Genomic DNA, 16,090 nt, shown 5'->3' with positions numbered 1-16,090 from the left:
GGCCCTCACTCGCTTCCGGTCCTTGCCCGTCAGCGCCGGCGGGACTCGTGGACGAGGATCGCGATCTGCACCCGGTTCGCGCACTTCAGCTTCTCCAGGAGGCGGGAGACGTACGCCTTCACCGTGGGCACGCTCATGTGCAGGTCCCGGCCGATCTCCGCATTGGACGCACCGGTGGCGATCGCCTCGGCCACATCCCGTTCCCGCTCGGTCAGCCGGTCCAGCGAGCCCGACCCGGCGCCACTCCCCCGGCCGACCGCGTGCTCGATGAGACGGGGCACCACCGCGGGCGCGAGGATCGGCTCACCCGCTGCGGCCCGCCGCACCGCGTCCAGGATCTCGGTGGGGGCGATGTCCTTGAGCAGGAACCCGTTGGCGCCGAGCCGGAGAGCCCCGAGCAGGTAGTCGTCCGTGTCGAACGTGGTCAGCACCACGATCGCCGGCGTGGCCCCGTCCCGCCGCAGCTCCTCCGTGGCGGCGAGCCCGTCCATCCGAGGCATCCGGACGTCCATGAGCACGACGTCAGGCCTCAACCTCCGCGCCGCCGCCACAGCCTCGACGCCATCCGCCGCCTCCCCGACGACCCGGATGTCCGGCCCGGCCCCCAGAACCAGCGACAACCCCACCCGAACCAGCGGATCATCATCGGCGATGAGCACCCGGATCACCCGGCCCTCGCCCGACTCGCCCGGCGCGTCCCAGTCGCCCTGCTCGCCCTGCTCGCCCTGCTCGCCCTGTGCGTCCCGCTCGTCCTGCTCGGAGGTCACGTCTTCGGCCATGGGAGCCAGGCTTCCAGGTCGAAGGTGAGGCCGGCGTCCGGGGACGCGCGCACGCCATGCCGGAGGCGGCCACCGGCGAGTCCGACGCGTTCGGTCAGGCCGAGAAGTCCGGCGTGTGCTCCGGGAACCCCCGACTGCCCGTCACGGCCCGCCGGCGGGGACAGCAGCGGATTGGAGAGGTGGACGTGGAGTTCGCCGTCGGGGGTCGGCTCCAGCAGGAGATGGACCGGGGTCGTCGCCGGATTGTGTTTGCCGGCGTTCGTCAATCCTTCCTGTACCAGGCGGTAGACCGTGCGGCCGAGGGCCGGCGACACCGGGGTGCCGTTGAGACGGTTATCGGTCCGCACACGTACGCCCGCTGCCCGGGCCTCGGCGAGCAGGTCGTCGAGGTGGGTCAGGTCGGGTTGGGGGCGCAGGCCGCTGTCGTCGTCGCCGGCACGCAGGACGCCGAGGATGGCGCGCAGCTCTTCGAGGGCCTCGTGGGCGCTCTTCCGGATCGTCGCGGCGGCCTGTGCCGTCTCGTCGGGTGTCAGGTCGCGGCGGAGTTGGAGCGCGCCGGCGTGCAGGCTGACCAGGGAGATGCGGTGGGCGATCGAATCGTGCATCTCCCTGGCGATCCGCTCGCGCTCCAGGGCCCGGAGCCGGTCGGCGCGCAGGCGGGCATGGTCTTCGGCCTGCTCGGCGCGCAGGCGCAGCGACTCGACCAGTTCGTACCGTGAGCGGACCGCCACGGCGACCGCGATCGCGGCGGTGAGCAGCGCGGCGTTGAGGACGAGCTCGGCGAGGAGCGGCAGCTCGACGTCGGGACGGCGCAGGGAGTAGACGACGCCGGTCGCGGTGTTCAGCACCACGATCAGCAGCGCGGCCCGGGTGCGGCGGCGGACGACCAGCGTGTAGAGGGTGGCCAGCCCGGCGAACGCGATCGTCTCGGTGAGGACGCTGAGCGCCGTCAGGAAGAACGCCACGGCGAGCGTATTGCTGCGCCGCCACCACAGTGACAGCGAGCCGGCGAATCCGAGGAGAAGCGCCCAGAACGTCTCGTCGCCCTGGATCCGGCCGGTCGACTCGGCCGATCCGGCGAGCAACAACGCGCAGAAGCAGGAGACCAGGATGGCCGCGACGTCGATCGCATGCTTCTTGAACACCGCCCGCAGACGACCGCCCCGCAGACGACCGCCCCACAGAGGACCACCACGCAGAGGACCACCACGCGGCGGCACGGCCGCCGATCCGCCCGGCGAGGAGTCGCTCATCGGCGGACCAGGGGTCGCCAGAACTGGTCGGCGCCGTCGTCGCGGACGGCGTACCCGAGTTTCTGCAGGGTCTCCCGCAACTCGCCCGCCTCCTTGCCGGCCTTCTTCCGCAGCGCCACGGCCCGGGCCGACAGCACCGCCTCGACGTCGATGGGCAGACGCCCGGCCTCCGGCTCCCAGCGGTGGTAGAGATCGGCGAACGGGTCGTCGTCGTGCCAGGGGTAGCCGTGGTCACGGAACGCGTCGCCCAGCCGGGCGCGGCTCGCGCCGGGCTCGCCGTGGAACAGGCGACGGGAGTCGTGGTCGAGCACCACCAGGAAGTCGCGTTCCGGGTAGAGCGCGCCGATGTCGGCACGCGCCAGGACCAGCCGGTCTCCCGCGGTCCGCAACTCGACCTCGTCGGCGGCGATCGTGACCCGGGTGACGTGCCGGAGGATCTCGGCGCTGGCGAGGACCCCGAGGACGCCGAAGATCGCCACCTGCACGGCGACCTCCCAGCCCGCGTCGACGCCGGCCACCGCCTTGATCACGAACCCGAACGGCAGCGCGACGCCGAAACCGGCGAGCCAGCGCGCGATCACCGGCAGGGCCAGGGCGAGCAGCACACCGAGCGTCGCGGGACCGAGCGTGATCAGAGCACGATGGCGTCGGGAGAGGGTGAGAACGGCCACGAGGAAGACGCTATTCCGGGCCCGGGGACGGCGACAGACTACGGAAGTCGACGGTCCGCGACTTTGGTATAAGCCTCACGCGTCGGCGGGCGGCGGGATCGCGAGGGCGATCGTCAGCGCGAGCACCCACTCCGGTTCCTTGAGACGGTCGCCGTACAGCTCCCGCAGCCGCGCCATCCGGTAACGCACCGTCTGCGGGTGCACGAACAGCTCCGCGGCCACGTCCTCTCGCCGCCCCTGGTGCAGCAGCCAGCTGCGCAGCGTCTCGATGAGTTTCGCGGCGGCCGCGCCCCGTTCCCCGGCGAGGGGCGCGAGAGCCCGGGTACGCAGGTCCGCCAGCGCGCTGGGATCCGCCGTCACCACCACGGTCGCCAGGTGGTCCTCGGTGTCGACCACTCCCCCGCCGGCCGGCCGGCACAGCTCGTGCACCCGGATCGCGCGGTTCACCGAGCTCTGCGCCTCCAGCCACGGCCGGGTCGGCCCGATGGTCGCGCTGTGCCCGGTGAGCAGCCGGAACAGGGTGGGCCGGCTCTCGCCCTGCGGATCGGGGACGAGCAGCACCGTCATCCCCGGCAGCTCCGGCACGGCGTCGGCGAGCTGCAGCGTCCGCGCATCCAGCAGATCGATGACCCAGCGCGCCGCCCGTTCCGGGAGCATGATCGCGGTGAGCGTCTGCGGCGGTGTCCACTCGGCCTGCTCGGCGGCGGCCTGAAGGACGTGCGCCGGCTCCCCCGCGACCAGCGCCTGGGCGAGTTCTTGGAGGTGACGCATCCGGATCCGGCCGGTCGCGGCCAGCTCGTCGGCGTGCCCGGCCACGCTCGCGGCGGAGAGTTCGTCGATGTAGGCGAACACCATCTCGGCGAAGTCCGCGACGACCGCCGCCTCCTGACCGGTGCCGACGCTGATCGCGGCGAGTTCCCGCCAGGAGACACGAGCACCTACCCGGTACGCCGCCAGCAGCGCGTCGAGGCTCCGACCCGAACGAGCCTCTCCCCGGCCGAGGGCGTAGGCGCCGCTCAACGCCGCTCGCAACGGCACCCCGCCGTCGGCCCCGGGACGTGACACCAGGTCGAAGAAGGTCCCGAGAGCGGCCTGCACGGCCCGCTCGATCTTGTGCTTGAGTTCGCCGGCGAACGCCTCGGCGTACGCCGGAACCTCCATGGTGATGGCCGCGATGCACTGCACCGCCACCTCGGGCAGTCCCTGCCGCAGGGGTGCCACGACGTCCTCGGGGAGGCGATAGGACCGCACATCGCGCAGCGGCTCGATCACTGAGCCTTTTTCAACGTGGCGAGGGCCTCGCTCGCCGGCGCCGGACAACGGCCCGGCGGCTTCAGGCCCGATGCCAGGTTGAAAATTGCTCACCGTTGTCCCTTCCTCGGTCTGACCCTTGTCCCCGCGGAACAATTATGCGGCTTCCGATTCACTTCCCTGGGTCATGCTTTCGCCGGAGTGACGTACCAGGCTTGGACAGGTGCCAGTTACACAGAAGTTGCGCAACGGCGCGTGGCGTGTCGTCGAGTTGATCACCACTCCGGTGGTGCCCGCCGACTACCTCGACGTCATCGCGCCCCTCCGCAATCCCCACGTCCTGCGAGCCCGGGTCGAGGCCGTCCGTCCGGAGACGGACAAGGCGGTCACGCTAGTGCTGCGCCCCGGGCGTAACTGGCAGCCGGCCGCCCCCGGGCAGTACGTCCGCCTCGGTGTGGACGTCGACGGTGTGCGTCTCTGGCGTGCCTATTCGGTGAGCAGCGCGGCCGGGCGGGCCGACGGCCTGTTCACGGTCACCGTCAACGAGGTGGCCGACGGCCTGGTCAGCTCGTACCTGCGCAAGAATGCCCGCCGCGGCATGCTGCTGACCCTGGACCTGCCGGCCGGTGACTTCGTGCTGCCGGAGCGCAGGCCGTCCAAGGCCCTCTTCGTGACCGCCGGCAGCGGCATCACCCCGGTCATGGGGATGCTGCGCAGCGCGGTCCATGAAATGCCCGACGTCGTGGTGGTGCACTCCGCGCGTACCGAAGATGATGTGGTCTTCGGGTCTGAACTGCGCGAACTGAACAAGCAGGGGCGCATCCGCCTGATCGAGCGGCACACCCGCGCCGACGGGCGGCTCAAGGCCGCTGACCTGGCCGAGCTCGTGCCCGACCTGTTCGAGCGGGAGACCTGGGCGTGCGGTCCGGGCGACATGCTCGACGCCATCACCGAGCACTGGGCGGACGCCGGCGCCGAGGACCGCCTGCACGTCGAGCGCTTCCGGCCGACCGTGCTGGTGGCCGGTGACGGGGGCACGGCCGCCTTCGAGCGTTCCGGGATCGAGACCGAGGTCGCCGCCGGTGTCACGATCCTCGACGCCGGTGAGGCCGCCGGTCAGCTGATGCCGTCCGGTTGCCGGATGGGCATCTGCTTCAAGTGCGTGCTCCCGATGCGCGAGGGCATCGTCCGCGACGTGCGCGACGGCTCGGTCACCACCGTCACCGAGCTGGACGAGCCCGTGTTGATCCAGACGTGCATCTCGGCCGCCGCCGGGCCGTGCCGCCTGGACGCCTGATCTTTCCCCGCCCCTTTCGACGAAGAACGAGGACTGCCGTGACCACCCTGCAGCGCAAGGACGTCAATCCGATCGCCCACCTCACGCCCGAGGACATCGAGGCGATCGGGGTCGAGCTCGACGCGATCCGCGACGAGTTCATCGCCAAGCGCGGCGAGACCGACGCCAACTACATCCGCAAGATGATCAAGATCCAGCGGCGCCTGGAGCTCAGCAGCCGCGCGGTCCTGCTCTTCTCGCTCTTCCCGCCGGCCTGGATCCTCGGCACCGTCGGCCTCTCCATCTCCAAGATCCTGGAGAACATGGAGATCGGCCACAACATCCTGCACGGCCAGTACGACTTCATGCGCGACCCGAAGATCCACTCGACCACCTGGGAGTGGGACTCGGCGTCCCCGGCCGAGCAGTGGAAGCACTCGCACAACGAGCTGCACCACAAGTACACCAACGTCGTCGGCCGCGACAACGACCTCGGCTACGGCATCATGCGCGTCGACGAGCAGCAGAAGTGGGTGCCGGCGCACCTCGGCCAGCCGCTCTACAACTTCGTCAACGCGATCTTCTTCGAGTACGGCATCGCCGCGTACGACCTGGAGCTCGGCCGCAACCTGGCCACCAAGAAGCGCCGCAACAACCCGGCCTTCCGGGCCCGCCTCGCCCAGGTCGGCCGCAAGATCCGCAAGCAGATGGCCAAGGACTACGTGATCCACCCGCTGCTGTCGGTGCCGGTCGGCCTCGCCTTCGGCAACCCGCTCGGCGCGTTCCTCGGCACGCTCAGCGCCAACGCGGTGGCCAGCGTGGTCCGCAACCTGTGGAGCCACTCGGTCATCATGTGCGGCCACTTCCCGAACGGCGTCGAGACCTTCGAGCGCACCTCGATCACCGGCGAGACCCGCGGCGAGTGGTACCTGCGTCAGATGCTCGGCTCGGCGAACATCTCCGGCAGCAAGCTGATGCACATCATGACCGGCAACCTGTCGCACCAGATCGAGCACCACCTCTTCCCCGACCTGCCGGCCAGCCGGTACGCCGAGATCGCCCCGAAGGTGCGGGCGCTCTTCGAGAAGTACGAGCTGAACTACGTGACCGGCCCGCTGCCCATGCAGGTCGCGTCGGCGTGGGCCAAGGTCTTCCGCCTCGCGCTGCCGAACCGGGAGAAGGCCAACGACATCGACCACGCGGTCCCGCCGCGCCGCCCGGAGCCCGCTGCCGTCTGATCCTCGCGTTCGCTGAAAGCCGTCCCGCCACCGCGGGACGGCTTTCAGCTGATCCGGGACGCCGGGGCTGCCGATCCGGGACGCCCAGGCCGCTGATCCGGGATGCCCCGGCTGCTGAGCCTGGACGCCCCGGCTGCTACTCCGGGACGCCCACGCCGCTACTCCGGGACGCCCAGGCCGCCGACGATGGTGGCCTCGCTGCTGCTGAACTCACCGGTCAGCATCGGCATGGCCGTCGCGATCGCCGCCCGCGTCTCCGGCAACCGCAACGACGCGTCGTGGTGCTCCTTCGACTCCCACACCTCGTTCACGAAGATCGTCTGATCGTCGGTGTCGGCGACTCCCACCACGTAGATGTGGGCGCCCGCAGCCCGCAGCCCGCCGGCCCCGCTCAACAAGATCTTGACGACCTCGTCGCGTTGACCGGATTTAGCCTTCATCGTTCCGAAAAATCCGTACATATGAGGTCCTCTCAGCGGAGATAGTCGAGCTCGGGGAACGCAGCCCGATACGAATCGATCAACTCGGCGGCGATCTTCGGGTCGCCCACCAGCGGGTGCGCCGCCATCGCCCGGACCGCCGCATCCCGCGACCCGGTGGCGACCGCCTCGAGCACCCCGCGCTCGGCCGCCTTCACCGCCCGGACCAGCGGCACGGCGTGCTCCGGCAGCGGCGCGATCGTGTCCGGCACGGCGCCGCGCGCGTCCACAGTGCACGGGATCTCCACCACGGCGTCGTCGTCGAGCACGCCGAGGGTGCCGCGGTTGCGCACGTTGAGGATCAGCCGGGCCGGCTCGTCCCGGGCCAGGGCGCGCATCACCGCGAGCGCCACTCCCTCATAGCCCGCCGGGCGGGACTCGTCGTGCTCCCGCTCCCCGGCACCGGCCAGCTCGCGGTTCTCCGCCATGTAGGTCGCCTCCCGCTCCCGCCACGCCGCCAGCCAGGCGTCGAGCGGATCACGGGCCGGGTCGGACAGCGAGTCGTAGCACCGGTGCTGCTGGTCGAGCAGGAACTCGCCCCGGGTGCGCGGCGCGTCCCGGATCGCCGCGAGGGTGCCGGCCGGGTCGTAGTAGTAGTGCAGGTATTCGTTGGGGATCGCGCCCAGCTCGCGCAGGCGGTCCGCCCCGAAGAGCTTGCCCTCCTCGATCGACTCCAGCCGGGCCGGATCGCCGAGGAGCCCGGGAAGCAGATCGTCGACGCCGTAGAGCCAGCCCAGGTGGTTGAGCCCGGCGTAGTCGACGTGCGCCGTCGCCGGATCGGCCCCGAGCACCCGCAGCACCCGGTCGACCAGCCCGGACGGGGAGTCGCAGATGCCGATCACCCGGTCACCGAGCAGCCCGGCCATCGCCTCGGTCACCAGCCCGGCCGGATTGGTGAAGTTGATGACCCAGGCCTGCGGTGCGAGCCGGGCGACGGTCTCGGCGACGCGGCGGGCCACCGGGACGGTGCGGAGAGCGTACGAGATGCCGCCGGCCCCGACCGTCTCCTGCCCGAGCACGCCCGCACCCAGCGCGACCCGCTCGTCGAGCACCCGGCCGGGCAGTCCGCCCACCCGGATGGCGGAGAACACGAACGCCGCTCCGGCCACCGCCTCACCGAGATCGGTCGTGGTGATCACTCCGGGCGCGTCCGGCACGTCCCGGGCCTGCGCCGCGAGCACCCGCCCGATCCCGGACAGCCGCGCCTCGTCGACGTCGTGCAGCGCCACCTCGGTGATGCCGGTCCGGCGGTGGTCGGCCAGCAGGGCACGGTAGACCAGTGGCACGCGGAAACCGCCGCCACCGAGAATCGTCAGTCGCATGGGTTCCTTCGGTGTTCGGCTTTTCTCGATGAGCCTTTTCCGACCCGGCGTCGGCAGGCGAGGCCCTCGCCACGTTGAAAACGGCTCAATGCTCGGCTCGGGCGTCGGAGAGCCGGGCGATGGTCGCGGTGGCCCGGTGCACCGCGGCCCGCCGGCCGGGCGGGATGACGTCGTCGAGGAATCCGAACCGCCGGGCCAGCGCGGCCTCGCCGGACTCGTCGTGATGCCGGGTCGCGGCGCCGCGCACCGCCTGCCACCAGTCGGCGATGTCACCCCAGCCGGGCGCCGACAGAGAACCGCCGAAGTGCTGCACCGAGAGCGCGGCCACGAGGTTCGCGAACGCGAGCCGGTCGGCGAGCGGCCAGCCGCCCAGCGTGCCGGCGATGAATCCGGCCGTGAACACGTCGCCGGCCCCGGTCGGGTCGAGCGCCTCCACCGGCACGGCCGGCACGGCCGCCACCTCACCGCTCGTCGCGTCGACCGCCAGCGCGCCGTCGCCGCCGCAGGTGACGACCACGACGGGGGCGAGGCCGGAGAGTTTGTCCAGCGCCTGCCGGGGCTCGTCGGTCCGGGTGTAACGCATCGCCTCCACCGCGTTCGGCAGGAAGGCGTGGCAATCGGTCAGGGCCGCCAGCACGTCGCGCGACCACTCCTCGGTCTCGTCCCACCCGACGTCGGCGAAGACCAGCATGCCGGCGGCCTTGGCCCGGTGCACCCAGCCCATCCCGGAACCGGCCAGGCTCACCGCCGCGCTGCGAGCCGCCGGCAGCCCGTTGACCAGCCCGTCCGGCTCGGTCGGCAGCGGATGCCCATGAGTGATCATGCTGCGGTCGCGGTCGTAGGCCAGCGACACGGTGACCGGCGAGTGCCAGTCGTCCACCCGTTTCGACGCGGACAGGTCGATGCCCTCCTGGCGGCTGAGCACCTGATGGCAGAACTCACCGTAGGCATCGGTGCTGAGCGCCGTGCCGAGACCGGTGTGCACGCCCAACCGGCTCGCCGCGACAGCGAGATTGGCGACCCCGCCGGGGCACGAGCCCATCCCGGGCGCCCACACCTCCGTCCCGGGGCCGGGCAGCTCACGGAGGCCGGTGAAGATGACATCGAGGTACACCACACCCGGCACGAACAGGTCGAGCTGCTCAGGCATCGTCCGATCTTACCTCCGCCCCCATAGGCCGGATATCGATTGATCATCGTGGCGGGCGGAGGTCGGCGTGGGCGGCGCGCAGGGTGTCCACCACCCGATCGGTACCGGACGGGCGCACCGCGTCGAGGACCTGCCACGCCTCGTCGAGCGCGCGGGACAGCTCACTGATCCGGCCGGCGTGCTGGCGGCGCACGTCCTCCCGCACCTTTTCGATCCGGCGCATCCATCCGTCGGCGGACCCCTCGGCCGCGTGGATGGGCGCGACCGGCCGCCGCTGAGCAGGAGCGGGAGCGGGAGGCGCTCCGGCCGCCGGGGCGGTCACCGGCGGGCCGTCGCCGGGCAGGTCGGCCATCGGGACGATCGCCGCGATCGGCTTGCCGCCGTCGACGACGACGGTCACCTGACCGGTGAGGCCGGTGACCCGCACGAGTTGCTGGAACCGCAGGCGCGCCTCGGCGATGCTGAGCTCGAGCCGGCGGCGGATCGGTGTGGCTGGTTCTCCCATGTCGCGATGATGCCGCGCACCTATGACATTTTCCGGTGACGGCCGGTCCGCCGGCCACTATGGTCTCCGCAATGGAGCATCCCGGACCGCCGGTGTGACCGGTCTCCTGCAGGTGCTCCGGGCGACCGGCCGCGGCGATCTGCCCGGACACGAGCGGCTGACCCGGCCGGCGCTGGGACGCGAACCCGCGTCAGAGGTGGTGCGCCGACATCAGCTTCATCACCTTCTCGGCGCTGTCGGTCAGCACGGCCAGGTCCACGTCGGTGAAGATGCGGCGCCGGCTGTCGATCACACAGTGCGCTCCCATCACCTCGCCGCCCTGGCCGAGCAGCGGCACCCCGAGGTAGCTGCGCAGCCCGGTCATCTCCAGGAACGGGTTGCCGGCGTGCACGGGGTCCTCACGGCCGTCGATGACGCAGTACGGTTCGCCGGCGAGCACGGTGTGCGTACACATGGCCCATTCGGCGGGTGTGCCCTGCGCCTCGGCGACCCAGCCGCCGACACCGTGCCCGCCGATGATCAGCTGCGAGGTGTCGAGCACCACGGAGACCAGTGAGACCGGCGCTTCCAGCAGGGTGGCGCTGCGCTTGGCGACTTCGTCGAGGCCGGCACGCAGGTCCGGGTTCAGCAGGTCGTAACCGGCGATCTCCCGCATCCGTTCCGGGGTGCCGAGCCGGTCGAACAGTTCGGTGTTCACATCAGCTCCTGACAGTCGAGAAGGCGGCGGCGAGTTGGGTGTGCGCGGTGACCCGGATCTGCAGGGCGAGCGCGCAGAGCCGGGTGGTCGGGTCGGCGGCCTGCATGGCGGGCAGCAGCCGTTCGACGGTGACGTCCGGCCCGGCGGTCCGGACCAGCTGGTCCCAGACCCGCGGGCCGTCCCCCGCGTGCACCCGGTGAACGGCTGCGCGTATGTCGTCGACGGTCGGGCGGGCGAGCCCGTAGGGCATGTCGTCTGTCATCAAGGCTCCGAGTTCGGCGACGGTGGACCGGCAAGTGATGAATCGGCGACCGCAACCCGGAAACCAGGGAAATCAGTGCCGGAAACCGCCGACCAGGTTGGCCAGGTCGCCGGCCAGCCGGGTCAGGTCCGCCGCGGCCTCCTGGGTGGCCCGGGCGCCGTCGGCGGTCGCGGTCGCGACCTCGGCGACCCCGGAGACGGTACGGGCGACGTCCCCGCTGCTGGTGGCCGCGTCCGCCACCGAGCGGCTCATCTCACCGGTGGTGGCGGTCTGCTCCTCGACGGCCGAGGCGATGGTGGTGGTGTAGTCGCCGATCTGCTGGATCACGTGGGTGATCTCGCCGATGGCGGAGGCGGCCGAGTCGCTCGACTCCTGGATCGCGCCGATCCGCTGGGTGATCTCCTCGGTCGCCTTGGCGGTCTGCTGGGCCAGCTCCTTCACCTCGCCGGCCACCACGGCGAAGCCCTTGCCCAGCTCACCGGCGCGGGCCGCCTCGATCGTCGCGTTGAGGGCGAGCAGGTTGGTCTGCTCGGCGATGCTGGTGATCAGCCGGACCACGTCGCCGATCTCCGCGCTCGCCGCGCCCAGCTCGGCGACCTGGTTGTTCGTTCGCTCGGCGACGGCCATGCCCTCCTGGGCGACCCGGGCCGCCTCGGCGGCGTTGGTGGCGATCTCGGCGATCGAGGCGCTCATCTGCTCGGCGCCCGCGGCGATCGACTGGACGCCGGTGTTCACGTCCTCGCTCGCGCTGCTGGCCGAGGTGGCCTTCGACGCCGCGTCGGCGGCGCCGCTCTGCAGCTGGGCGCTGACCGTGGAGAGTTCCTCGGAGGCGCCGGCCAGGGTCACCGCCGAGCCGCCGATGGTGGTGACGGTGTCCCGCAGCCGGGTGACCGCCACGTCCAGGGCCCGGCCCATCCGGCCCGGCTCGTCGCTGGAGGTCAGCCCGCTGGTGCGGGTCAGATCGCCGTCGGCCAGCCCTTCGCAGACGTCGGTGACCCTGGTGAGGGAGCGGACGATGCCCCGCGCCACCAGGAAGCCGAGGGTGAGGGCGGTGATGACGCCGGCGACGAGCAGCAGGACCTGCTGGATACGGCTCGATTCGTACCCCTCGCGGGCGGCGTCGGCGGCCTGCGCCGCGGCGGCCTGCTCCATGCCGCTCATCTCGGCGAGGTGTTCCTTCACCTCGGTGACCAGGTCGGCCATGTCGCCGTTGCGGACCGTGGCCCAGGTGGTCAGGTCGTTGCGGGCGGAGGCGGGCAGCAGTTCGTCGTTCGCGATGCCGACGATCTTCTCCCAGTCGGCCCGCACGTCGGCGACCATGGCGCTGGGCGGGACCGGGCCGGTGGCCTCGTACGCCGCCCAGCCCTCCTCGACCGCCGTCACGTCGTCGGCGAACCGGTTCGCGAAGTCCTGCTTCGTCGTGGCGTCCCGGTTGACCGCGTTGTTCGACAGGTCGAGCCGGGCCTGGGTCATGTTGTTCTGCACGGACCCGAGCGCCGCCACTCCGAGCAGATTGCTGCGGTAGATCTGCTGCGCCGCGTCGCTGGCGCTGCTGAGCTCCCGCAGGCCGAGCACCCCGATCAGCAGGGCCACCACCGACGCGACGGCCACCGCCACCAGGATCTTGATGTTGACACTCAGGTCAGCCCAGTAACCCCGGCCGCTGGTCCGGGGCATCACGGCCTCTGCGGTCATCGCGCTCATGTCTACCCAGTCGGCAACCGTCCCGCACCTGCTGAGAGCCCGCTGCGGATTGGGGGGATTTCGCAGCGGGCATCATCAGGCTCAGTCGTGCGCGGGTGTCCCCCGGCGGATGCCGACCACTGCCAGCAGCGCTCCGGCGAGGCAGATGATCCCGGCCACCAGCGCGGCGAGGTGCACCCCGTTGATGAACGCCAGCCCGGCGCCCTCGGTCACTGCCGTGCGTACCGCATCGGTCATGTCGGCCGTGACCGGAGCGACTCCCATGGCCACCGCGTCCTTGGCCTCGGCGAGGCCCTGCGCCATCGGCGCGGGGACGCCGGCGCCGGTCAGCGAGTCCACCAGCGTCGACCCGACCCGGCTGCTGATCAGCGAGATCAGCACCGACGTGCCGAGCGCGCCGCCGACCTGCAGCATGGTCGCCTGCAGGCCACCGGCGACGCCACCGTCCTTGACCGGCGCGTTGCCGACGATCGCCTCGGACGACGCGGCCATCACCATGCCGACGCCGAGGCCGAGGCCGACGAACGACGGCCACATGGCGGCGTACGAGGAGTCGGTGTCCAGCAGGAGCAGCCCGAATGACGCGGCGCCCTGCAGGACCATGCCGAGCGGCATCGTGAACCGTGGGCCGAAACGGTCGGTGAGGGCGGCACCGAGCGGTGAGGCGACGACCGACGCGAGGCTGAGCGGCAGGGTGAGCACGCCGGCCATGACGGGCGTGTAGCCGCGGACGTTCTGCAGGTAGAGCATGATGTAGAAGATCGAGCCGAGCAGCGTGAAGAAGTTGATCGCGGTGATCACGGCGCCGATGGTGAGCGCGGGGCTGCGGAAGAGCCGCATCGGGAGCAGCGGGTGCTCCTGCCGGGTCTCGAACCAGCCGAAGATCACCAGGATCGCCAGACCGAGAACGATCGTGCCGAGCGTCTTGCCGGCGCCCCAGCCCCAGGTCTCGCCCTTCACCACGCCGAAGACCAGCACGAGCAGGCCGGCGGCGAGCAGCAGCACACCGGCGACGTCGAACTTGTGGCGGCCGGTCGAGCTCTTGCTCTCCGGCAGCACGGCCACGCTGACCAGCAGCGCGATGATGCCGACCGGTGCGTTGATGTAGAAGACCGACTCCCAGTTCACGTGCTGCACGAGCAGTCCGCCGACGATCGGGCCGAGCGCGGTCGACACCGAGGAGACCATCGCCCAGATGCCGACGGCCATGCCGAACTTCTTCGGCGGGAACGTCGCGCGCAGGATGCCCAGCGTGTTCGGCATGAGCAGCGCGCCGAACAGGCCCTGCGCCGCGCGGAAGGCGATGACGCCCTCGATCGAACCGGCGAGCCCGATGGCCACCGACGCGACGGTGAAGCCGGCGACGCCGATGAGGTAGTAGCGACGCCGTCCGAAACGGTCACCGAGCTTGCCGCCGAGGATCAGCGCGGCGGCCAGCGCGAGCAGGTAGGAGTTCGTGACCCACTGCAGCTCGGCGGTGCTGGCGCCCAGGTCACGGCCGATCTCAGGGTTGGCGATCGAGACGACGCTGCCGTCCAGGCCGACCATGAACAGGCCGAACGCCACAGCGATCAGAGACAGCCAGGGATTACCGCGCCGGCCTGTGGCCGGAGGCGAATGGGCAGGGGTGGGTGCGGCTTCGATCTTTGCCGGCGGCATGGTGTTGCTCCATCTTTCTTACTTGCTTCTGTACGTCGATAGCTCAGTGCGCATCGCGCCGGACATGAACCGACAGGGCGGCCAGCGCGGGCAGCGCGGTCCGGACCGCGGACTGCTGCTCCTCGGTGAGCTGTCCGAGAGCGTTCAGCAGGTAGCCGGTGAACAGCTCCTGCACCCGGTCCATCCGCTCCCGCGCTTGCTCGGTGGCGTGCAGGCGCACCACGCGCCGGTCCCGTTCGTCGGGCTCGCGGCGCAGCAGATTCGCGGTGACCATGGCGGTGACCAGGGCGCTGGCGTTGTTGGGCCGCAGTTGGAGCTCGTCGGCGAGCTCGCGGACCGTGATGCCGGGGCGCTCCCGGACCTGCCAGAGCGCGACGATCTGCATCTCGGGCGGTTTGGGGTGGGCGAAATCGGACTGCAGCCGACGCTCGAGATTGCGGTGCAGCTGGTGTGCCAGGTGCATCAGCGCTACGGCGTCGTCCGTCATGGCTCCATTATTAGGTATGACGGCATACCTATTTCTAGCTCATGCGGGACGCGTCACGTTTCCTTACGCGATCCTGCGTTTCGCGGTAGGGCGTCGCCGGCGTGATCCGCAGACGACTCAGGAACGGTGCGAACGGATCGCCGAACGTGCGCGCCGCGGTGGTGAGCAGCAGCGCGGCGGCCATCATGCCGAGCATCGGCATCCCGATCAGCAGCGCGATCACCAGAACCGTGAGCCCGCCCCAGACCATCACCCGCAGGCCGATGTCGGCGACCGGGATGCCGCTGGGCCGCTGCCGGGTCCAGACCGGCAGGAACGACGCGGCGAGCGCGAGGCCGGCCGCGCCCAGGACGGCCGCGACGGTCAGGAACGCCTGCGACCAGTCGTAGTGGCGGCCGACCGCATAAGCCCCGGAGAGCAGGCAGCCGAAGAAGACCTTGCCGAGCGCCCAGCGGCCGACCCGAGCCACCACGTCGTCGGAGTTCGTCACCATCGCGGGCTCCTGCCGGGGCAGTGAAGTCTGCGCCTCAGACTATCGGGCGCAGGCGGGAAATCGGGCCCGGAACGCGTCGCGCATCTCCTCGCGCCGGTCCAGGATCGCGAAGACGACCCGCGCGAACGGCGTCTCCCGCAACGCCTCGGCGAACGCGTCCGCCACCTCGCCCGGGTCGTTGCCGAAGACACCGCACCCCCACGCGCCCAGCACGATCTCGGTGTGCCCGAAGGCGGCCGCCACCCGCAGAACCCGCGCGGCCCGCCTCGCCAGTTCGCCGGGCACCTGCGGCAGCAGCTCCGGCTGATTGCGGACGATCATCGAGCGGTTCGGCGCCGCCGCGGTGAGGAACGAGACCGGGTAGGCCGTGGGCAGCAGCCGCCCCCGGTCGTCCCGGAACACCGGAACCCGGGGCGCGTAGATGACCCGGTCGGTGTAGAGCAGACTCCGCTCGGCCCGGTGGTGGGCGTAGAACTCACCGGCCTCGAGCAGGCACGGATAGAGCGCCGAACTACGGGCCAGGCTCTCCTCCTGCGCCTGCGCGCCGTTGAGGAATCCGCCGCCGGGGTTGCGCGCCGACGCGAAGTTCAGGCAGACCGGATCGCCGAGCCGGGCCGCCGCGGCCAGCGTCGATTCACCGGTGACCTCGACGACGGGTGGCTCGGCGGCGGGCCGCTTCGCGACGGACCGGGCTGCGGGCAGCTCATCGCCGGGCAGGATCAGCCGGGTTCCGCGGACGGCCCGCTCGATGTCGGCGGTGATGTCGGCGCCGTCGAGACGGCCGCTCCGGATGACGGCGAGGGTTTCCTTCGCCATCCCCCGCAATCGCGCACTCATGCGAACCAGGATCGCAGCCCGCGGCGC

The 16,090-nt window shown here is 71.2% G+C and carries 17 protein-coding genes; 2 read left to right on the top strand and 15 right to left on the bottom strand.

The genetic code is table 11. The annotated features are described in order from the left end of the window. Window positions 1-29: 29 nt before the first annotated feature. The 4 genes from EP757_RS24225 to EP757_RS24210 form a co-directional block, all read right to left on the bottom strand. Entirely contained in the window at window positions 30-779 is a 750-nt protein-coding gene (locus EP757_RS24225; RefSeq protein WP_127549646.1) for a response regulator transcription factor, read from the bottom strand. Further along, entirely contained in the window at window positions 764-2,032 is a 1,269-nt protein-coding gene (locus EP757_RS24220) for a sensor histidine kinase (protein ID WP_127549644.1), read from the bottom strand. Before EP757_RS24220 ends, EP757_RS24225 begins: the two co-directional genes overlap by 16 nt. Next, window positions 2,029-2,703 (bottom strand): hypothetical protein, encoded by a 675-nt coding sequence (locus EP757_RS24215; RefSeq protein ID WP_127549642.1) that lies wholly within the window; start codon window positions 2,701-2,703, stop codon window positions 2,029-2,031. Before EP757_RS24215 ends, EP757_RS24220 begins: the two co-directional genes overlap by 4 nt. Window positions 2,704-2,778: 75 nt before the next feature. After that, complete coding sequence (locus EP757_RS24210; RefSeq protein WP_127549640.1) at window positions 2,779-3,975, bottom strand: CdaR family transcriptional regulator; 1,197 nt, start codon at window positions 3,973-3,975, stop codon at window positions 2,779-2,781. Between the two features lie 202 nt (window positions 3,976-4,177). On the opposite strand from EP757_RS24210, the gene EP757_RS24205 reads away from it, so the two are divergent. Both EP757_RS24205 and EP757_RS24200 read left to right on the top strand, forming a co-directional pair. Further along, the gene (locus EP757_RS24205; protein WP_127549638.1) at window positions 4,178-5,251 is read left to right on the top strand and encodes a ferredoxin reductase; all 1,074 of its coding nucleotides are present in this window, start codon (window positions 4,178-4,180) and stop codon (window positions 5,249-5,251) included. A 38-nt stretch (window positions 5,252-5,289) separates the two neighbouring features. Further along, window positions 5,290-6,468 carry an acyl-CoA desaturase gene (locus tag EP757_RS24200; protein WP_127549636.1) on the top strand — a complete coding sequence of 393 codons (1,179 nt, stop codon included), beginning with the start codon at window positions 5,290-5,292 and terminating at the stop codon, window positions 6,466-6,468. A 158-nt stretch (window positions 6,469-6,626) separates the two neighbouring features. Here the strand turns inward: EP757_RS24200 and EP757_RS24195 are convergent, their stop codons facing one another. From EP757_RS24195 to EP757_RS24145, 11 genes are all read right to left on the bottom strand, one after another. Then, window positions 6,627-6,929: a putative quinol monooxygenase gene (locus EP757_RS24195; protein ID WP_127549634.1), complete on the bottom strand. Its 303-nt coding sequence runs from the start codon at window positions 6,927-6,929 to the stop codon at window positions 6,627-6,629. A gap of 11 nt (window positions 6,930-6,940) precedes the next feature. Beyond that, window positions 6,941-8,269, bottom strand: a complete 1,329-nt coding sequence (locus tag EP757_RS24190) for a 6-phospho-beta-glucosidase (RefSeq protein ID WP_127549632.1) — start codon at window positions 8,267-8,269, stop codon at window positions 6,941-6,943. An 85-nt stretch (window positions 8,270-8,354) separates the two neighbouring features. Continuing rightward, on the bottom strand, window positions 8,355-9,419 hold the full coding sequence (locus EP757_RS24185; RefSeq protein ID WP_127549630.1) for a carbohydrate kinase family protein: 1,065 nt from the start codon (window positions 9,417-9,419) through the stop codon (window positions 8,355-8,357). A gap of 43 nt (window positions 9,420-9,462) precedes the next feature. Continuing rightward, entirely contained in the window at window positions 9,463-9,924 is a 462-nt protein-coding gene (locus EP757_RS24180) for a hypothetical protein (RefSeq protein ID WP_127549628.1), read from the bottom strand. A gap of 190 nt (window positions 9,925-10,114) precedes the next feature. After that, on the bottom strand, window positions 10,115-10,621 hold the full coding sequence (locus EP757_RS24175; RefSeq protein ID WP_127549626.1) for a GAF domain-containing protein: 507 nt from the start codon (window positions 10,619-10,621) through the stop codon (window positions 10,115-10,117). Between the two features lies 1 nt (window position 10,622). Next, window positions 10,623-10,883: a hypothetical protein gene (locus EP757_RS24170; protein ID WP_127549623.1), complete on the bottom strand. Its 261-nt coding sequence runs from the start codon at window positions 10,881-10,883 to the stop codon at window positions 10,623-10,625. Window positions 10,884-10,955: 72 nt separating this feature from the next. Continuing rightward, on the bottom strand, window positions 10,956-12,578 hold the full coding sequence (locus EP757_RS24165; protein WP_370457682.1) for a methyl-accepting chemotaxis protein: 1,623 nt from the start codon (window positions 12,576-12,578) through the stop codon (window positions 10,956-10,958). Between the two features lie 90 nt (window positions 12,579-12,668). Continuing rightward, a complete protein-coding gene (locus EP757_RS24160; RefSeq protein ID WP_232049975.1) occupies window positions 12,669-14,153 on the bottom strand; it encodes an MFS transporter in 1,485 nt (494 codons plus the stop codon). A 136-nt stretch (window positions 14,154-14,289) separates the two neighbouring features. Further along, the gene (locus EP757_RS24155) at window positions 14,290-14,733 is read right to left on the bottom strand and encodes a MarR family winged helix-turn-helix transcriptional regulator (protein WP_127549618.1); all 444 of its coding nucleotides are present in this window, start codon (window positions 14,731-14,733) and stop codon (window positions 14,290-14,292) included. Window positions 14,734-14,767: 34 nt separating this feature from the next. Further along, window positions 14,768-15,226 (bottom strand): hypothetical protein, encoded by a 459-nt coding sequence (locus EP757_RS24150; protein ID WP_127549616.1) that lies wholly within the window; start codon window positions 15,224-15,226, stop codon window positions 14,768-14,770. 39 nt (window positions 15,227-15,265) lie between these two features. Beyond that, the gene (locus EP757_RS24145; protein WP_127549614.1) at window positions 15,266-16,063 is read right to left on the bottom strand and encodes a TIGR02452 family protein; all 798 of its coding nucleotides are present in this window, start codon (window positions 16,061-16,063) and stop codon (window positions 15,266-15,268) included. Window positions 16,064-16,090 lie beyond the last annotated feature (27 nt).

Source organism: Actinoplanes sp. OR16, assembly GCF_004001265.1.
Taxonomy (GTDB): domain Bacteria; phylum Actinomycetota; class Actinomycetes; order Mycobacteriales; family Micromonosporaceae; genus Actinoplanes.
Note: the sequence above shows the minus strand (reverse complement) of the source record. Positions and strands in the feature narration are given on the sequence as shown.